The organism is Endozoicomonas sp. ALB032, from assembly GCF_049310125.1.
Taxonomy (GTDB): domain Bacteria; phylum Pseudomonadota; class Gammaproteobacteria; order Pseudomonadales; family Endozoicomonadaceae; genus Endozoicomonas_A.
The window spans coordinates 4,256,523-4,277,673 of record NZ_JBLYNW010000001.1; the positions used below are offsets into that span (position 1 = coordinate 4,256,523).

The following is a 21,151-nucleotide window of genomic DNA, read 5'->3' on the forward strand; positions in this document are numbered from 1 at the left end:
TCAGCCCTGACCCATCATCGTTAAATTTAGCGGATTCGTCAGGTTCTGCGCCATTCTTTGGCTTACCGATGGAATAAACGATGGGCTCTCGCCACTGCGATTGCCTGAAAGGGTGTTTCTTTCCTGAACCAAACGCTGGTATTGCCGGTTCAGTTCCGTGTTATTCAGGTTCGCCACCATGGGTCGCTCACTCTCGGCTTCACCTGTGTCAGCGTCGTCTTTCTTAGCTACGGTCAGATTGCCCAGATTCAACAGCTGTTTCCCCCTGCCAATGATCCTGTTCAGTAAGGACTGGGTTCCGTTGCCCCCACCCTCAGCGGCCAAAGTTGCCTCTGGGATGCTTTCATTCAGTGAGCGGCTGCCATTTGACTGTAGGGTATCTACTTTCGCCAGCACCTCGCTCATGCTGAGCACCCGGTTATTGACGATCAGGCGCTCAACGGTATCGCCTTCCTGGCTGAAAAAGTTTTGCACCCGAAGGCTCTGGGTGGCATTGAGCGGATGGCTGCTATTGTCGCTGATTTTCAACCGGTTCTTATTCGACAAGACAGTCAGGATCAGATCCTCGTCCGACTTTTGATAGCCCAATGTCTGGCAATCATGGGTATTAATTTCGAGCTGGTCAGCGGTGCCCGTGGCGTTTGCCAGAAGCCATTGGCCGTTATCCATGTCATCGCCAGAGAAACGGTAAGTAGTGCTTTTTTCGTCAATTTCATACTGATGTCCGGGGATGGTTTGCTCTGAAAGTGAATAACCAGACTCGAGTCGTCGACCGATCCTTTCCCTGTCATCCAGAATGCCGTCATCCAGTTCCAGGCTGTCTGGCCAGCCATTGGCGTAGATACGGTCAGGGTCCTGCCAGGTGCCAATTCTCACCAGGGGGTCGGCACCGGACGCCATCATTTTTATCCCTTCAGGCGACGGGAGACGCTGGTTGATGATGAGTTTGTCAGCGGCATAACAGTTCAGCGCCCGAATTTTCCTGGCCGGCTTGAAAGCCTGGGTTGCCAAAGCAATCTGACCATTTCGGTAGATAGTTAGAAAACCACTGTCATTTATTGTCATGGCCAGATGCAGGCGGGGGGAGGTAAAAAATGGCCTGACCCTTCGATGAAAGAACCTGGCACCCTCCGTTACCCTGACCTCCAGCCTCCCGGGTTTCAGGCTCAGGCTGATGGCATCAGAGCCGTCAGGCCCGGCAAAATGAATCAGCGTGCTCCCGGCCCGTGTTCCTCTGCCAAGCGGCAGGCCCTGGCGAATCCAGGCTGCCAGGATAAAACTGCCGCCGGTGACCGGAGGGGGCATCAAGCGGGATAAGTCGGCTGGGCAACCAGTCTGGTCATTGCTGTCAGGCGCATTACGCAGAGCCAGCGAACGCCAGCTTGCTGCCTGCAAATCCGTGAGGCTGACACCAACCATTCGAACACGGTTAAACGAAAAGGGAGCAAAAAACAGCTTCACGGCGCGGTTTTCCCAGCCGCTTTCCCTGCCACTATCCCTGCCACTATCCTTTAAACCCCCCAGCTCCAGACTGACAAGGTTATTGCCAGGACCGGGGTGAACACTGGCACCACTGCTTTTGAGGTGGAAAATATCATTTCCCGACTCCCCGAACAGCCCAGCCCCCGGCTTGACAGCACCCGAGAAGAAAAACACGTCATCACCTGGCCCGCCATGCACCGGTGCGGTGATATTGCCAAGCTGATAAGTGCTATCCAGTCGTTTATCCACAGTCAGCTTGGCGTGATAGTAATCTCGAAGGTTTTTGCCGCTCAGCAGCCTGCTTTCGTTGTTGGCCGGAGCAATTATTGTCAGGCGCCAGATATGCCGTTCCAGGCTGTTGATAAAGTGCCCGGTGACCAGGCTGCCATCCTCACGCACACACTGGGGAACGTGCCCTAAATCGATGCTGAAAAAGAAATGTCCGTCGTTGTCCACTTCCAGATGGGTATAATTTCCAGTCAGTCGCCAGTCCAGCTTTTCAGGTTGGACTCCGTGCAATATCAGGCTATTTCCGTTGTCCCGGTCGACGATCCGGGTGCCATTGGCCTGTGGGTAAATAACGTAAATATCCGGGCCCAGGTCGCCGGAAAGCAGGTCAGGCCCCAGGTTTGCCACCATCCGGTCACCCTCCCGGCTGCCATAATGCCTGTTGTATCCAGGTCCCCCTACGGTGGAGGTGATTGAACTGTTGCTCTTGATGCGGGGAGAGGAAATTCTGAAAGTATCATTGCCACCTCCGCCATCGACGACAATCCCGGCAAGGGCCGGAATGTTGAAAATATCGCCGGAATCGGGGCCCTTGAAAATCTCAAAATTACTGATAGCTGCCGACCATTTATCGAAAATGCCCTTGGATTTGGATTTGGATTTGGATTTGGATTTGGATTTGGATTTGGGTTTGGGTTCGGGCGACCTTTCCGTAAAAGACATATGACCTTTGACGTTTTTATCGGGAGAGCAGGATCCTGAATCGCTTGCATAACAGGCAAAGCTCACTGCTTTTTTTCTTAAAGACAGATTGAGCCGGACAAAATCCGGCTCGATGGTCATCTGGCTGAAATCTATCGTGTCGGTACCCGAACCACCGTTAAAATCGATGGCTTGCGGCTGCTTCAGAAGAAAAAGGTAGTCATCTCCTCCCCTGCCATTAAAACTGTACAGAGAACCTCTGGACACATAAATGTTATCTTTATCGTCACCGGAAAATTTTATCCTGCCCTTCCCGGTGTCCTCCAGGATAAAGTTCCTGACCGTTAAACTATTTCTCAGGTCGACAGATACACGACGACTGCTGGGCAAATCAAAGAGCAGTGTATTGGTACCGCTGCCGCCGTCCAGGATGGTGCCATTTTGACAGCGGGCGTTAATGATGACCCGGTCGTTTCCGCCCCCCATGTGCACCTTGTCCAAACCGCCCCCGGTGCTGAAAATATCCGTACCATTGCTGCCAAAGTAGGTATCATCTCCCGAAGACCCGGTCATCTGGCCGATCCCACTGAATGCGGTCTGGTGATAACGCCAGCTGCCAGTTTCCGTATTTCGCCATCGGGTCTGTGCGATCCCCTGGGTGACATTGACGGTCATGCCATCCAGTTCATATATTGTGGCAACCTTGAAGGTAAGAACCCTGATGTCTTGCCGCAGGCGCCGGATCCCATAAAGTAAGGAAGACTTGTCGTGTATTAGCTGATTATGTCCTTCCCTGCCAGCCGTAACAGTGGTATCGCCCATGCCGACAATAAACTGGTTGTTGCCTCCCATATCCTGCAAAATGTCGCGCCCTCCCTTGCCAAGCAATATATTATCTGTGGAGGGATTGCCTGTTAGCCGATCATTGCCCGGACCACCGATAATGATGGGAACGCCAGAGTGTGAGTCTGAAGACAAGTCAAGCTGGACATCCGGTATAGTCATAGAGCTGTTGTACAGTCTGGTGGCTCCGCATAGCTTGATGAGCCCCATTGTCCTCTGAAAGGTATGACGCACCTCCAGCATGCCCAGGCCAGCCTCCATTGGCTGACCGGGGAACAGTTCGTGCCATTGTTTTGAGTACTGTTCTTTTCCTGATATCTGGTGACGGCCATAATGTTGTCTGCTGCCGTCTGCATCGGTTTTAACCAATTGTAAAGTCAGTGTGTGCTTTGCCGGGACAGAGAAAACCATCTCCTTGCCCTTGTCGAACGTGGCATGCACCTTCTGGGCGGGGGCTAAGCCTTCAAAGAGCACCTGCTGTTGGTTCGGCTTCAGGGTCAGCCTGCGTAAAAGACCGCTACGCTGGCTGCAACTGGAAGAGTCGAAACGAATCTCAATCCCCAGCCTGAGATTATTGCTTTCCTCACTGCTAATGCGGTGCAAACCGGCACCCAGGTTTTTTCCTTCATTGGCAAGACTCTCCAACTCAGTCTCGTCAGGCCACTGCTTGCGACGGAATTCACCTAAAGGTTTTCCGGGGTAGCGATTCAAAAATGCCAGCATCTGTGCTCTGGAAAAGGTATGGGTGTCCACTTTCCTGGTGACCTTGCAAGCACCTTTTCTTGAATCAAAATCGGTCAGGGTAGTGTTTTTCAGTTTCATCACATCCCCGGCTATGTGCCTCCAGTGGTCCGTATCCGTATCCAAATCCTTCCGGTACCAGTGGGTATTAAATTGCTTGACTGTGACCGGCGGGATGTCGGGGGTGTTAAAGTCCAGGGTGACGTTAGCATTGGGTTTCTGTTTGCTGAAAACCAGGTCCATGCGCTCGCTGAACGGGTTGACAGTCAGGCTGGCCAGCTGTCCGTGCTGCCGGGTGCAGCGGTCACTAAATCGTCCCCAGCGGATAACCAGAACTGGCCATTTTCCTGTCGAAGGTTCCTGAGGTTTGTGGACATAAAATTTTTGGTTAACAAGGTTGTTGCCACTCACCCTGATTGAGTCGGCATGAATGCCCGTGTAAACCTCGTGTTGACCATCACCCAGTATCACGGAGTTAAAACCGATTCTCAGCCAGATGGATGTCTTTCCGCCTTGAGTGATAACCGTGTCGTTGCCAGCTCCGACATCCAGGGTATTGGTGCCACCGGTGGCCATAAAAACCGTATTCTCGGAGTTGCCTTTGATCTTGTCGTTATGGGGGGAGTCTTGTATGACCTCGACACCGGTCACCACCTCCCCCTTCGACCGATCCCGGTTGGTCATATCCAGCCAGAGATCTTTTTTTCGAACCACGTAGGAAATAGTGTCTGTGCCGGGGCCGCCGTCCACCTTATTTTGATCGCTCAATACCGCCCGGTCATTGCCCTCTCCCAGTTTTATTGTGTCTGTGCCATCGCTGGCATAGACAAAATCGTCACCACCTCGCGTATTCACTATGTTGTTGCTATTTTTATCGCCCCTGAGATAAATGTTATCGCGCTGTTCGGTTCCGTAGACTTCCGAGCCGTCTTCGGAACCCAACAGATGCTCCATACCATCAACAGAGCCCCCGGTTACCAAGCTGTCCAGGAGGGTGGCGAAGAATTTGACAGCCTTATTAGTTTTGCTGGCCTCGAGCAGGCTGTTCTCTTTGAAAAACAACAGGGAGCGGTCAGTTTTCATCACGAAAACGCCTTTGAGCGAAAAATAGAGGTGGACTTGCTCTCGCGCGCTGCCGTACTGAACTTTGCCGAGGTAAAAGTAAGAACCTGTACCGTAAATATCAGAAATTCGACTGACGCCCAGGTGACCGGCGAAAGGTGTAACCTGCTCCATCAATGCCTTAGTCACCGATGACTGACCGCCAGGCCCTACACCAAACACACCGAAAAAGGATTTATCTGTTTCCTTTTCCTCGCCATCCGGATGGGTGCGCTTCAACTTCTGAAACTCAAGATAATCAGAAAAACGGTTACCCCAGACTCTGTTTTTCAAGTTAACCCAGAGTAATGGCTTAGAGTAACCATGAGCGTAGCGACGCGTGTCATGAATGGGACCGGATGGATGGCCATCAATCCTGAAGGTATTACGACCAATAGTGTACTGAGCCGTGAGATTACCTTTTGGCATCTGGCTGACCACAGAAAATGAGAACCTGGGCAGGACAAGCGTATCATTTCCGGGTCCGCCAAAAAGGTGTGCATAACCTAACCCCGGCGAAAGGCGGTCATTACCTGTTCCACCGTGCTGGTAGACTGCGCCGAGCTTGTCAATGAGCTGGTCATCGCCCGAGTCGCCATACTGGGATTTGCCGAAATAAATCTGATCGTTCCCCGGCCCGCCATAGCCAATGCCACCGATCTTTGACAGGTAGAGGGTGTCGTCCCCGTATCCCCCGTAAGCCTTACCTGTGTGCCCAATCCAGATAACATCATTGCCACTGCCCCCGTAACCTGTACCTGACTTTTCAATCCGGATAATGTCATTGCCACTGTCCCCGTAAGCCTTACCTGACTTTTCAATCCGGATATCGTCATCGCCACTGTCCCCGTAAGCTTCGCCTGACTCTTCAACCCGGATAATGTCATTGCCACTGCCCCCTGCTGCTCTGCCTTTTTTGACAATCAGCAAGTCGTTGCCCGGACCGCCATAAAGCTCACCCAGGTCAGTGATCAGGGTGTCATTGCCACCCAAACCAAAAAATCTCTTGTATCCTTTCCTGCCTTCTATGTAGTCCGACAGGTACGTCCCTGACCCGGATCGCCTTACGTTTTGCCTGTCAACAATGGCATACCATTTGTCTTTGTCGAAATCATCCAGAAGAAACCACATAGTGGAGAACCTCAATGTCTCGAGGTTCTCGTCATACTTACTCTGGTCAAGATAATTACTGGCATCGTCGAACAGCATAAACCGCCTGTAGCCTGCTTTCTCAAAGTGCTCCATCTGCTGATCAAGCTGTCCATTGAATTGCGGGCTCTCCAATAAAGCGTTGAAATCCTCCTGGGCGGTGGGGGGCGGCATAATGGCCTGCAGGGCCGTTTGCACGAAACCTAACAGCATACTGATCAGGTCCACAACAAGACCCAGCTTTGGAAAGATGAAGTCCAGCGCCATACTCAGGACATCAAGGCCAATGGTAATGACATCCAGGGCTGCCATGGCACCATAAATGGCCGCCCGTTTATAGCTGCCAGCCTTTCTTGCCGCGTGGGCGTTTGCGGCATTAGCGGCCAGTGAAAGCGTACCAACTTCAAGAGAAAGGAGACCGCCTATAACGGGTAAAGTCCTGGCCACATTTCGTGACGCTTTCGGACCCAGCTTTAACGCGACGCCCAGGGCACCTGCCGGATTGTTGGTCTTGACAAGGGTTTTGCTCAGCGCCCAGTTGGCGCTCATGGTAAGACCGTAGACCGAGTTGGTGATGCCCAGGCTCGCACTCGCATAGGCCGAGTTCCTGGCATCAGGAGGCATCGAGTCGCCGTATTTTTCCAGGTTATTCAGTGTCACCGAAGCCAGGGCAAGGCCAGCGACGGCATTCCCTGCACCAACAACCATCCTGCCCGTATTAAATTTTGTACTGCGATCCAGCACGTCCAGCGTGCGCATGAACTTCCCTTGCAAGCTTTTCGACCCACCGCCTGACTTGCTGCCATCCGGGCTATCAGGCTCGAAGCTATCCCCGCCGGTATGGTCTTCACGAAGCTTAAGGCTCTCCACAAATTCCGGGCTTGCAAGCAGCTGTTGCTTTACATAGCGGGTGTCGTCGGGACTGTAGCCCGAATCATCGAGCAAGGTGACCACCCGATCAATGATTTGCTCCGGTTTCAGCCCCTGCCTTTGCGCCAGTGTTTGTCGTATGAGCTCAAGAAGCTCCTTGCGGAACGCCGGGCTGTCCATAATGTCTTCGGTGACCACCGCCGCAAAACGTCCCTGTTCCAGCAGCAGGAAGGCGTCTGCCAGCAACCCCTTGTCACCGGCACTCTGCCTGGTATGGATGAAGTGATCACTGGCCTCAATGACATCCAGATGCCCGCTGACCCTGTCTATCAGTGCCATCGCGGTCCTGATCGGTCCGGAACCATCGCACAGAACACAGTCTGCATCGGGCAGTCTTGCTGCCTGACCGTCTGGCAAACCAGCCTTGTCCAGTGCCTGCAAGGTTCTCCGGAAATCGCGGCCGGTGATATCAACCAGCTCAGCCATCTGGCCAAAATCAATATCACGCCTGAGTGCGGCAACGCCGTCGGCCACGTTCTGGCGAATCTTTCTGGCCAGAAGTCGGGCTCCGGAAAAATTCTCCCGCTTCAGCCTGTCCGCCAGCCCGATAAAGCTGGTCAGACGTTCCAGCAGGCCGGAGAGTGCCAGCTTGCCTTCCTTAACCGTGAACTCACTGACCAGCGACTCTGGTGACAGGCTTTCCACACCCTCTGGCAATCGGATTCGCTTCTGATGCAGGGCCAGGAATGTTTTTGCCTGATCCTCCGGTTTCTGGGCTTCCCGTGCCTGCAGCAGAGCCATTGCTGCGGCGGCGGTCAGCGGGCTGTCAGCGTCACCATTGCCCAGCACCAGTGTGCCTTGGGCAGGCATCAGGTAGGAGGCATCGGCGGTGATTGAGGGGTCGGTCAGCACCCGAATATTCAGGTCGCCAGAGGTCAGTGAAAATTCCTTTTTCCCGGTCAGGTTCAGCAGCCCGTTGAGCCGCTGATAAAGCCCGGTAGAAATCGTTTCAGGCAGAGAACCCAGGGCGCTGAGCTCTGCCGCAAGTAACTTCCCGGCGATGGTTTCAGCCAGACCTGCCGGGATGGCTGACTGCCGGGCATAGTGCAGGAAACCATCGGCAAACTGCTGCCGGGTGACATGGTCCATCTTGTCAATAACGCCATTGACCTGGCCGGTCATGTTAATGTTCTTCAGTTCACTAAAAGCCTCATAATGGCGTGCCAGCTGTGACAGGTAAGCCTGAGTGGCTGCAGCGTTTTTGCCCGGATTAAGAGGCCGCCGTAACAGCCTCTTCAGGCCATCCTGTGACTGGAGTGACATAAGCGAGAAAGGATTGCCCGGGCCCGCCGGAGTTATTTTTATATAACGCCTTTTACCATCCGCCATAACCGCATAACGAGGGCTGCTGGCGAAGGTTTCAATGATCTGATCCTGCCCCGCTAAAGCCTGCACAGACGTGGGCTCTTTACCCTGGGCGTCCGGTTGTTGATTAACAGGCAACTGGAACGGCCTTCCGACGCGCCGTCGCAGTGCTACCGCCTCATGGAATACGGTGTCCACATCTTGCTTCAGATTGGCCAGCAGGCCAGTGTCAAAAGACTTCCAGCCGAGTCCCCGGGCAACAAAAGTGCAGGCTTTTTCCAATGCGACGAGAGTGGATATCCTCGGACTCTCTGGCGTATTTATCTCCAACCAAAGATCAACGTACATCAGTTTTGCGATGTCATCGATATCGCCGTCAGGCAGTATGGTCGTTACCGCATCGGTCACTCCCAAGCGTATCCGGCTGGCTGGCTGGCCGGTGTCACCCAGAACCTGCTCCATCTTCCAGTAGATAAAATGAACCAGCAGTGACTTCAGGTAAGTGCTGGCAACGACTTTTAGTCTGAAATGCTTTTTAGCGACCTCTATCTGTTGGGACAGGAAATTTTCTGCCGCCGCCCGACTTAACCCCAGCAGTCTGGCGTCGAGCAGGGATTCTATACCGGAACCAACGCTCCAGAAGGCCCGGTAATCCACGTTGACCAGCTCAGAGGTGGAGGGCAAGGCCTTGTAGGAGGCAATGGTATTATCAGAGACATCTGGAACCAGGGGCGCTGAGGATTGTTTATCATTGACAACCTCGTTGAAAAGTTTTTTCTCACGGTCACTGGCTGTAATTTCCCCTTTAGCAAGGCTATCCCTTATTGCCTGAATCCTGGTCTTATCATGCAACTCTAAATACGCCAATGCCCGGCGATAATCGGCTTTCGTACCTTTGGCTAACAGCAGGTTATGATGGCCTGCGACCAGTTGCCGATAGAGGCTTGTGCCTGAAGGGGGGGCAACCGCCAGAGTCAGTGCGTATTGACGGGTCAGTCCCAAGGGACGCGACTCCTTGTCAGGCAGTGTCGCGGTGTTGATCCCGAACTGCTGGCGCACCTGCTGGCGCAAGGCTGTCAGCGACCCTCCACCACCTTCAAGTGCCTTCAACAGACTGGCACCCACCAGGTTGGTCAGGGTTTCCCGGAAAATAAATGGCCTGTTCCTGTTCTTCGTGCCCAGCAATAACAGGGCGTGGGCACTGTTTTCCTCACTCACCTCGACACGACTGTCCACCAACGGCCAGAGCGGCCTGGGGCTGATTTTTATTTTAAAAGGGCTGATATCGGCAATGCCTGCATCCCTGACGGGTTGCACCAGCGCCTGAAGAAGCTGCGATAGACGAGGCTCCCCCATCCCCCGGGCAATGAATTGAATGTCGTTCTGTAATTGCTCTTTGCCAATACTGCCCTTCCGTTGCAGCTTGCGATAAAACTCCATGTGGACAACCAGCCTGATCGGCAAAAGACGGTCTGGCCAGCCATCAGGAAGCTGGAGGCGAAAGACCTGCTTGCGGTCGCCTTCGCTGTGAGTCAGGGTGTAGCCGGGCCCCCGGTTGGAAAAAGCCAGGTCATCCCGGCGACCCAGCGTGAACGTTTTTTGCCCGTCCTTGGTTTGAACCTGAGCCTGGTAACGGCCCAACCCGGTATCGAGGGTGAAAGCCGGGCGCTCCCAGCCAGGTCCCGGAAGCAATGGCGGATTTTTTTGCAGGAGATCAAGCCATTTATTGGCCCGCAGGGCATCCGCCCGCAACCCGGCTGGGTCTGTGGGTTCCAGCCCCCTGAGCCGCCGGTGAAAAAAATACTCCGCCAGCAGCGACTCACCGTCGGTCAGGGATGGCTTGTTGAGCAAATCAACAAGGGTGTCATCCAGGTTGTTGGTCTGCTGTGGGGACAGTGATAACAGAGTACGCTTGATCGCGTCCCGGTAATAGTCCGGGTCGGTAACTGCTGGAGCCCAACCAAGCTCGGTCCTTAAAGCAGCGACAGCCTGCGGGCTGTCAGGTGACTCCTGTCTCAACAGGGCCAGCAAACCGCTAAGCTCATCGCCTGCCGGAGCGGACAGGGGGCCGTTCTGGCTTTCAATAGCAATGAGAGGCTGATCATTCAGCCGGGTGACCGGTTGCCGCCCGGTGCTGGTCAGGGCAAGGGTTTTTCGGTTACCAGTGGTGACCGGTACATTGCCGCGGGAATCCGCAGCGAGGGGAAGTTGTCCGGGCTCGGCCCATTCCTTGCGCACGGCCTGTGCGTCCGTAAGAACCGCCTCTGCACGGCTTAGCCAGTGCAATAATCCCTGTTGTTCTGCCGCTGTGAAGGCGATGCCCCGTCGGTCTTTCAGAGCATCGGTCAACACCTCTTCAAGCTGCCCGGCGAGGTTGTTGATCCCGGCCAGTGCTTTCAGCTCACTGTCATCAAGCACGGCTGTGACCACGTCCGCCGGATCAGCCAGCAGTGCAGGCTGCGATGTCATCATGCGCTGACTGACCAGCCCACTCCAGGCCAGCTGCGTTAACAGTGAGCGGAGGTTTCCCAGCCCTGCACGACCAGCGTCGGATAACCGGTCAACCCGTTGGTTGCAATGGTAATGAACCCGCTGAAACAGTAGCCGGGTTTCCATATCCCCCAGCAGACGGCCAAAGCCGGACAGGGGCTCAGCAATGGCTTGATAGGCAATGCGGACCCGATGGCGGTTTTTCACAGTCGTTATCCCGCCCGCTGAGGTGACCTCCTGAACAGGGGTATGGGCTGATGCCGTGGCCAGCACGGGCAGCAGGTCGTACTGCTTACGAAGCTGGTTTTCCAGTTGCAGCAGCGTCCGGGCACTGGTGATTTTGGTTCCCTGCAACCAGCTCATGGCGATGGCTGGTGAGTTCGTCTGGTCAGTACTGGTCAGTGCTGCCCGACATAAATCCTTCAGGACCGAGGCCAGTGCCCCCAGGTAATTACTGGTGGAGTGGCGTTGCCCGGTCAACACCGCCGGGTCAACCTTCAGCACCACAAGCCGGTTGCCACTGGTGTCCCCGCTGTCCCCGGGACGATAGGGTATCACCCGGTCAGCAAGAGCCTGTTTGCCAAACCTGATCACCAGCCTGAGAGGGGCAGGGGGCTTCATACCGGGCAGCAGCTGACTGTCCAGCTCGGTCATAGTGGCGGGTTTGATGAAACTGTCAGGGAACCCCAGGGCATTGACCAGACGCTGTCCTGCGGAGCTGGCAACAAAGACTCTCAGTTCTGACAAGAGCCGTTCGGCCTGATTCGCCAGTTTCTGGCCGGGACGGTAGTCGGCAGGAAGGATCACGGCTATCCTGTCGTCTGTGCCCGTCAGCGTCCGTAGCTCGGAACTGCTCGCTGACAGCCAGTGGCGGGCGGCGGCTAACTGATCCTTCAGCGATTCCTTCGGGTTGAGTTTGAACAGCCCGTTTGTCTCTGCGGCGGCGTCGTCCAGTTTCACACCATAAATCGTCTTTCCATGGTCGTTTTTTTCCAGCACCGGAATAAGGGTTTTACTGTTACTGTCGTACGACGCTAACAGCTTATCTCCGGATTGCAAACTCACTGCCCGGTAGTGACCGTCAGCTTCCGAAATCAGCTGATAAACCTTGCCATCGGAACGCCTGACCGCCACGGACGAAGTGGCCAATGTTGGGTCTGAAAACACCCGCTCAGCTGGGGAGTCGTTGCTATCGTGGATGCTGTCATAAACGGAAGCCTGGCCCAGGGGGGTGGCAGTAATATCCTTGTCTGAGCGCCTGAGCACCCGGTACAGCTCATCGTTGTGGTTAAGGAACTCAACTTTGTAATAAGGTTTGTTGGTATCGGTGTAACTGATATCCGTGCTGTCAATGTCCAAAAAGGGGCGGTCCGCCAGATTTCCTGCTGATAGCAGGCGAGTTCTGCACCCGTCGACCCCACGTCGGCAGCGTTTGTTGTCTTGCGCCTCAGGGTCTTCGATGACAACCACTGACTCTCTGTCGCTGTCGTCGCCGCTGCCAGACTCAACCAGCCGGTAGGTCGATGACTTAAACCCGTCAGCATCGGTTACCTGGGCTTGCGAATCGAACGTTGTTTTAAGTGTGTCTATGTAGTCAATCAGTTCCCACTGCTGAGGGGCCTGGTGAGTCAGGGCACCCTTCAGAAATTTGATCTGCCTGGGAGTGAAAGCCTCCCTGAACAGGACTCTGTCACCATCAGGCAGGTTGCGGTCAAACTCATACAGCGCCTCGGCAAAGGTTTGAACAGCCGGGTTATCCTGGTCCCCCTGAATTTGGTCAAAGAGCTGTTCAAGGCCCAATGAAATTGATCCAGGCTTCTGATCGAACAGCCATTTTAGCGTCCGTTTCACGCCTTCCTGACTGACGGATCCAGCATAAAGTTTTGGTAAATCCGGGCTGTTGTCTCTCGGAAGGGTATTATCCAGATTCCGCGCCGTAGGCAGGGAATCCCATCGCTGGACAGAATCAAAATCAACAGTGTCGCCCAGTTGACGCAGTCGCTCCGCCTCCTCTGGCCAGACCGACTGGAACAGACTGGCATCAACAGCCTCTACACTCTTGGCCAGACCCATGGCGTAGAACCGGCCAACCACTTCGTTAAAGAATCTGTAACTCTGCAAAGGGTTATCCTTCATCCCAAACTCAATCGTTACAGCGGCATCCCCGACCTGCAACCGGGACTTCTGCAGGGGAATATGGGGATTTAACTGCCAGTGGAGAGGCCGGCCCGCACTCAGGTCAAGCGCCCCCCCCTCCTGAAGTCGTTGGCGATAGATTTCCGGTCCAAAGTCACTGAACGTTTTAATAAGCCACTGGACATCATGCTGGTAACGGTCGGGATGCAGCTGTCTATCCTGCATCGCTTGCCGGTAGAGTCTGACGCTGTTGTGCGTATCCAGAAACGACCCTGGAAACTGGCTGCTGTATGAACTGGCGAGCATTAGCAGCCCTTGCGGATACGGCTTGAGTGATGGCTCTCCAGTCACCGGCTCCGGGGAGTCGGCCAGCACAGGTATGATCCCCTCGTCAGTCTCCAGCCTGAAGCCATGACTTCCGTCCTCGGGTAATGTCACACGCCTGATGCGAAACGCCGGCGGTGTCCCGTCCTGATCATCCTGACTGATCTGCTGATTCACTTCCGACAGCTGGATTCGGGTAAGGGCAAGGGCCAGCTGCTTGATACTGTCCTCTGGATACTGCAAGCGATATTGACCCAGCGCCACCACTACTGCGGAACGCTGCAATTGGGGCAATGAAGAGAAGTACTCCAAAAACTGCGGCCAGTCGGCTTTACCCACCCCGGACATCGCCAATTCAAGAAACGCACGGGTAACCTCTGGATCACTGCCCAGCCAGTCCGGTTTCAAAGCCAATCGGAGCTGGCTCCGGAGGTTATCGGGGGGGGCCGGGTTTCGGAGCAACAGGCGTTTGACCATGCCGCTTTGACCCGGCAAGGCCAGGTCCAGAAGATATTGGCCATCGGCGTTTCTGGAGACAGGTCGCGCTCTGCTGTCCTCTGACATCTGGCCAGTCCAGAGCTCTCGATATTTTTTGTTATCTTTCAGGGGCAGCGAGTAGTAATCCGGCAGCGTGCCGGGCAGCAACATGGCGCCGTTGGCAAGGCGGTAATCCAAAGCCATCCCTAGCAGGTCTTTGATCCTGACGCCCGCTTGCAGATCCGGGGCACCCGGCTTTGCAATGACAGTGAGCTTCGTTTCCAGTTCCTGAGTGACCTGTTGCAGGCCAACACGGTGAATGTAGTCACTGAGTAAGGCAGCGGCACTGTTGGAAAGGCAGGTATGGATATAATCTGCCAGCCTTATTCCCGGAAACAGGGATTTCCCGTGGGGGGCGTCCCTCGACAGCCGGTACAACAACAGGGTAAGCAGCGACCTTAACTGAGCATGGATTGCCCTGTAATCGCCTGAGGCCGGGGCAATATCTGTCACGAACTGTTTGGCAGCCTTCAGGCTGGCCAGCAGCCGCTCCCCTTCAGGGCTGTCACTGTCAGCAAACAGGGCAGCGAACACCGGCCTGTCCAGATCCTCAAAGGGCAGCCTCAGGATGATTCCGGTATCTGAGCCGTCGGTGGTTTTTGCCCGGTCAATGGGCTGCCCTTCAGAGCCTGACCGGTCGCTAAAATACTCCTTGTAGACCTCATCGTAATCTTTTGTATTGTCCGGATGAGTCAGCGTCGAGATCATTTTATCCAGCGCATAAAAATCGGCTGCCAGAGAAAGCCTGTGAGTGTCCAGGTCATCCGGGGAGAGTGGGGCTGTTACCAATTGCAATCCCGGCTGACCTTCGGCACCAAGCCATTTCAGAGTCGTTAAAGGTGAGCCATTGATCTCTGTCAGGCTCTGCTGCACCGTGCTGTCCCATCCGGCAGGTCGGGAGACAGCGTCGGTTACTCTTTCAAGAACGATCTGGCCAGTTGCACTGTCCTTTTTTACCGCCGCTATTTTGGCAAGCTGCACCAGGGGAGCCAGCCCCATTTCCTGGCGAACCCTTGCTTCAATGTCTTTATCGTCCGGGGCGGCAGGCTGACTGCTATCATCCATGTCGTAGCCGGATTTAACCAGGTCAACAAACACTGGGATCAAGCTGGACAAACGGATCTTTTGACTGGCACTGGGATCAATGATCACTTGTCTGTCAGCCGTTTCTTCGCCAGCCAGTGTTAACGTAACAACGATTTGCTGCTTTCCATCGCTTGCTTTTGGGGCATCAAAAATCAGGTACTGATAACGGCCGGACGTGAAACTCTCTTCAAATTTTTTCAGGTAATCTTTGCCCAGAGGTGTTGCCAGGAAGTTCCTGATAGCATCGGGTAATAAATGATAATTCGCCCCGGCATAACCGAAGTATTCAGGGGTGACCCTTAACATTATCCCCCTGCTCAGTGTGATACCAGGAAGGCGTCGTTTTAAATCGCGGCCACTATAAAGCGCGTCAAGACTTCTGGCATCTATTATTGCATCCAGGCCACTGATTAATGGTGCGCGCCTTTCATTCAGGGTCTGTTTCAGAAAAGTGCAGCCGTCACTCCCGATAACCTGACGCAGAGTCAGTGCTGCCCGGCCATCCGGCAGGTTCCTGTGTGTCTTCACCACTGCTGAGGCAAAGGTGTCCAGATATACTCCGGTGTTTTGACGGTGGTAGTTCCGAATCCGATGAAAAGCCTCTGTCAGACTGTCCTGATCATAGCGGGTGGACAACCCGTACAGAACCCGGGCGAAATCCTCAACCGACCCGGAAGCAAACTGCCAATTGTGATCGGGGTTGCCGATGCCATCCACAAACTGTGTGTAAAGGGCGTCCTGCTGCTCTGGAAAAATAGCCAGAGTCAGTTCTTTGGTCAGGCCATAGTTGCGGTCAGTCTTGATTGACGACAATCCCCAGATCGCCCGCAAATCCTTTTGCGCCTGATGGAGCGCGGCCACATCGGGATGGTTTAACAAGGCTATTGCGAAAAGCTTTCCTATAGGGGTAGCTTTATGGTTATCTTGCGTCGCGTCTTTTATTCCCACTGTCAGGGTCAGCGGATTCTTGTTCAGTTGACTCTGGTACGGGTGCCAGTGGGGGTCAAGAACAATCGTTATTTCCTGCGACACACGGCGCAGAGACATTCCGTACCCGGACAGCACCTCTCCTGATTTAAGCACCGGCTTAATAAAACCTTCGCTTTCATCACCAGAAAACAGTTTCAGAAGTGTATTGAGTTCAGTAGACAGATTAAGCTCTGCCAGCTGTTGCCAGCGGGCCTGACGGTCAGTGGCTGCCACAGGAAGCGGTTGCTCCTCGCTGGTTATCCGCTGAAGATCCACGGACACTATTTTTTGCAACTGCACCAGAGTGTCCCAGGCTGATCCTGACGACCCGCCGGTTATTGCCCTGAGATTGGCAGTCAGCAGCAACCGGGCCACTCGTTCCTGCCCGATTGGGTCCTGTGTTTCATGCGGACGGTTGACGAAGGAGCGGGTGACATGTTCGAGCTTTGCCTGGCTGAGTCGACCCAAACGGTCGAGGATGGACTGCTTCACCCAGCTCTGGAAATGCGAAGTTTTGGTTTCAGGGCTGACCAGGGATTGAGCTTTTCCTAAAAAAATCCCGTCAACCTCCGGGTCTGCTCCCAGTAACCCCGGGGTTTGAACGGACTTTATTACCGAAACCGTGAAAGAGTCGGGAGGGGAAAAAGCCATCTTATCGAGATTGGGCCAGAGTTTTCGAACCTCCACTGTCCCGAGAAAATGGGCTTGACCCTCTTCATCAACATAAGAAGTGACGCCATGTCTTGAGGATGCATTTGTGATATCTACGTAACCCAGCTTCGGGCTTTTGTTCTCGCCCTGGGGTAATTCGAAAAAATCTGAGCCATGGTTGTAGGGGATAATCATCGCCCCATGTTCGACACGATGATCCAACATGTCGGTGAACAACAATTTTAACCTGGCTTGCAATCGCTGTTCGGGAACCTTCCACTCCCTGCCAATTCCTTCAGCCTCAGATCCCACCGTGGCCAGATCATTGACCGTTTCCTGCATCAACGAAGTAAAGCTTTGCCAGCCGTAATTCTGGATGGCTGTCTTAAGTTGTTCGGCCTCCGACTCAGAGATGGCAGTCATTAAAAAATCAGCGGTACCCAGTCTCAGTAATCCTCTAAGTTTATTGATAGAGGTACCTGCAAGACTCATTTTCCCCCTCTTGAAATTGTTGGTTGAACTGTCTAATGCCTGCTTGTACAAATGCATGGTAAACATGGATTTCAGCAAGTCAGAATTCAGATTCAGCTTTTCTGAAATGACAGCGGCTTTATACTGGCTCCACTCAAAAACCTGCCTTAATGTGTCGCTTTTATCCGAGACAAAAAGATCGGGAATATAGGAGGTTATATCCCCAATCAAACTAAGGTCGACCCCAATATTGACATGAATACGATAAGGTGGTGACTGTGCTCCTGCCGCTACCGCTGCCCCCATCTTGCCAGACAACAATGAAATCTGACTGTCTTTAAATTCATCAAAACTGGATAACTTGAAATTTTTTAAATTACCTTCGGGGTTATTGCCAAGTAGCTGATCATTATAAGCCTCAACCAAACCACTGACGGTAACCCCCCCTTCAGGTATATTCGCTAAAACAGAGGCCAGCGTTTTGGTTGCAAGAAATAAATCTGAGGACTCACTGAGATAAGCCGAGAGAGGTTTGGGGCCGGTAACAATTTCAATGATGGTGCGACCTTCATGGCTATCAGTAGACAGGAGTATATTAGGAAAATCAGAGTTAATACGCTCATCAGGATTAAATTGAGAGTATGCAAGGTTTTTCCTCGCTTCAGTGTCCACACTTGTGATGAGATTCTCTATTTCAAGGCCGGCCCGTCCCTTGAAAGGGTCGAAGGGAACAACGATAATGCTTTTCTTTTCTGGTAATGCCTTGATGCCAAATTTACGCAGCATTTTTTTGCGAAGGGTTTCATAATCTCCGTTGATTCCTTTTAGCAGACCGGATGCAACAATATAACGAGCTATCAGGCCTGATAAGGTCTGATGTTGTTCAACCTCTATTTGTCCTTTGATGAAATACTGGCTCGGATCCACTTTCAGAACACAACCGGTATTCTTAACCAGAACCGGCTGCGGCATTTCTGTAGCGGATGGAGTACCCGATGGATCGGGAGGAGTAATGACCAGCAATAGCCGGACAGAGTCGGGTATTTTGACCTGGTCGAAGCCGCTACCGGCAGAACCATCAATAACCCCCTGATCCACCAGCTTCTGGAGGTCGCCAAAGGCCTGGCTCCGATCTTTCGCCAGAGCGCCGGAAAAAACCTTGAATTCAGGGACGGTGCTGAGCCATCTAAGGCTTTTGATAATCTTACTGTGTATTGAAAACAGGTGTTCGGAAGGAGCATTCTGTTCAAGAGCATTCTGATCACGAACATATTTGATAAACCCGGCAGAGAACAAGATCGCGACCTTGGTCTGCGAACCATTATCGCCATAGGAGCCTGGTGTTACTTCACTGATAATTCCGGGACTGTTCTCCTTTATTCCTTTGCTATAGACGTCCATGTAATGAGAAGGCATGGTGCCGGTGTACGAAGTTTTGTCTGGCGGGTTTTCCATATTGCCCAGACTTGACAATAACCTGCTCCTGGTATTAACGGTTAAATCGGAGCTGGTTAATCGTTGTTTCAATATCTGGTATTGCGATGCCTGCAACTGCAGCACCGACCGCAGTTGTGCATCCTGCATCTCTTTCCAGAAATTTGTGTATACCTTAACCAGAGCTTCTACAAAAGTATTAACAGAGGTCGCCGGATTCATTGCAATGCGGCTAATAACGTTGCTGACCGAATCGCTGAGTTTCCCTTCCGAATCCAATACCTCCATAGCCCGCTGGAAATCATCTACAGAACCCACGGCAAACTTAAGATCATGGTTCTTACTGTCACGGATCAGTGCCCGGTAAAGCGGATCGCCAGTGAATTGCCGAAGTGTCAGAGCATTGTCAAAACCGTAATCCCCCTCAGGATTATCACGGTAATCCATTTGCCATATCTCCATAGCCCCGATTAGATAGCGAGCATTTGGAGCCATTGCCCGGATTCGCAGACACAGGGCCATCCCGTAGGATTGGGTCAGCACCCGGGCCAGGCGGGCGTCAGACGCCTCTTCTGGTACATCCTTCACTCCAACCCGGACGATGATCGACTTATTTGATTGCCATGGATGGACAATTGCCTCACTGTCCTGGATGAATCGGTCTTGCTCCAGAAGAATATCAAGGTTCGGCTTTTTAGCCTCAAAACCAGACTCTATTTCCCATTTTCGCCAGGCCAAAAGGGTATCGACAAATTGATTAGGTTTGTCGAAATAACGAAACACAGGTCCCTGTTTTTTTGGCATTCCATTCAGTTTCAGCAGCTCACGCACCTGAGAGCGATAGGTACTGTCCTGAATGGTCGAGATAAAAAGTGGCGAACGAGCCCCCAGAGTGACTCGCGAATGCAAGCCACGATAGTCATTCGTGTCGATGGTCTTCAAAGGATCCAGAGTAATCGTGCGTTGGTATTTTCCCGATTCTGGGACCAGGACGACAAAGGTCTTTTCTTCGGGGGCCCGGACGAGTAATTCTGCGATCAGAAACTTCTGCTGGTAATCCGGTTTGTGACCGATGTCCAGAGCCTTCACTGCGCTGGCTGCCAGGCGAATCAACAGTCTTCGTATCAGACTCCGAAGAGCCTTAGGCTCCGTGTCGAGGTTAATAACTTCAGTGGCCAGTGTGACTACATCAGCCATCGGCAGCCGGGTTATTTTTTCAGCAAGCTGCTCTCCTGCCAGGAAATCTGAATGCCGGGAATAGGCTAACTCAATGGTATTGATCAGCGTCTGGGCATTACGCGGCCCCAGCGGCCCTGAGGACTGAAGCATAAACAGGATATTGCGCAGATTATCCGGAAAAGCCGCGTTGTTACTTTCTGGCAGGTCCAGCAGAACATAAGTTACGCCCGAAGGGTCGGTGACAACAGGCAGGTATTTGCTGTCATCAAAAGCCTCTCCGTGAATCCTGGTCACAGGATCTGTAAAACCGACAGCGTCATGGGGAACTCTTTTATTAATCCCAAGGGAAAGTGTTTTTTGCAGCCACTGTCCCTGCTTATGCCATTCTCTGGCGTTCAGTCTCGGTATTTTTTCGTCTGCTTTGTCCGCCAGAAAGTGACCCAATAACTTTTTCAGAGACTTGATATACCACTGGCTCAAGTCGGCAAAGTCATTTTGCAACTGCTGGCCACGGAGAGCCTGCAGGTCACCTTTTCCCAATACCGAAGTCATCAGCTCAAGGCTGGAGACCCGGAACGGATCTATGTCATTGCCTCCGGGTGCCACAATGTCCTGCACAGACCCAAGCAACAGGCGGGTAAACAATGCAGCCATGACCTCGGATGGCGAGTTTGCAACTCCCATGGCCAGCAGATACCCCTCCTGCTGGATCCGGGCAAAATTCTCTTGCGCCAGGGGATCGTCATAGGCCAGCTGACCCACTCCGGAAAACGGGTCACCGATTGAGTCTGCGCGGACAAAGGCGCTTATCTGACGTCTTTCTTCTGGCTGAGGCTCTTTTGAGGCAAGAGGAAGCTCGACATCGGCAACCGGCAAAGGCATCAACCGGTAAGGAGACAGGTCATCACCGGTGTTTTGATACAGTCGACGGTTGTAATGCTCAATCAGGTCAGAGAGTTTCTGCCTGCCATTGTTTTCGATCATCGTTTCAAGCAGTAAGCGTCTGGCCTGATCGAAATGACGGTCATTCCTGCCCAGATGGGCATAATCCCTGCCGGGGGGCAACGCGGGCAAATTCCGGAGTTTTTTCACCAGCCCATCTGCAACCGGAAGCTGGCGGGCCATTAACTGGCCCCGATCGTCTTTCTCAAGCACCAGCTTGACGCGATGGTCTGACTGTGACCAGAGGATATTGCCATCAGCGGGCAGGGTGCCAGTCCATTTACGGCCAAGCATATCCACTGCCACCAGTGCGTTGCGGACGGTGATGCGTTCTGTCCGGATTTCAGCAAACAGTGTTCTGGCGAACGCTTCTACAGGGTAATGCTCGCCGCTGGCATCAGCACCACAACCCACCAGACTGACAGTCCTGACAAACTGCCCACCGGTTATG

General features: G+C 53.3%; 1 protein-coding gene (running past one end of the window). It reads right to left on the bottom strand.

Going from position 1 to position 21,151, the window contains the following annotated elements:
* Positions 1 to 21,151 carry the 3' portion of a TcdA/TcdB catalytic glycosyltransferase domain-containing protein gene (locus tag ACO6VG_RS16270; RefSeq protein WP_422474732.1) on the bottom strand. Its footprint extends 7,250 nt past the window's final position, so 21,151 of the gene's 28,401 nt are visible here — the last part of the coding sequence; its start codon lies beyond the right edge, outside the window; its stop codon occupies positions 1 to 3.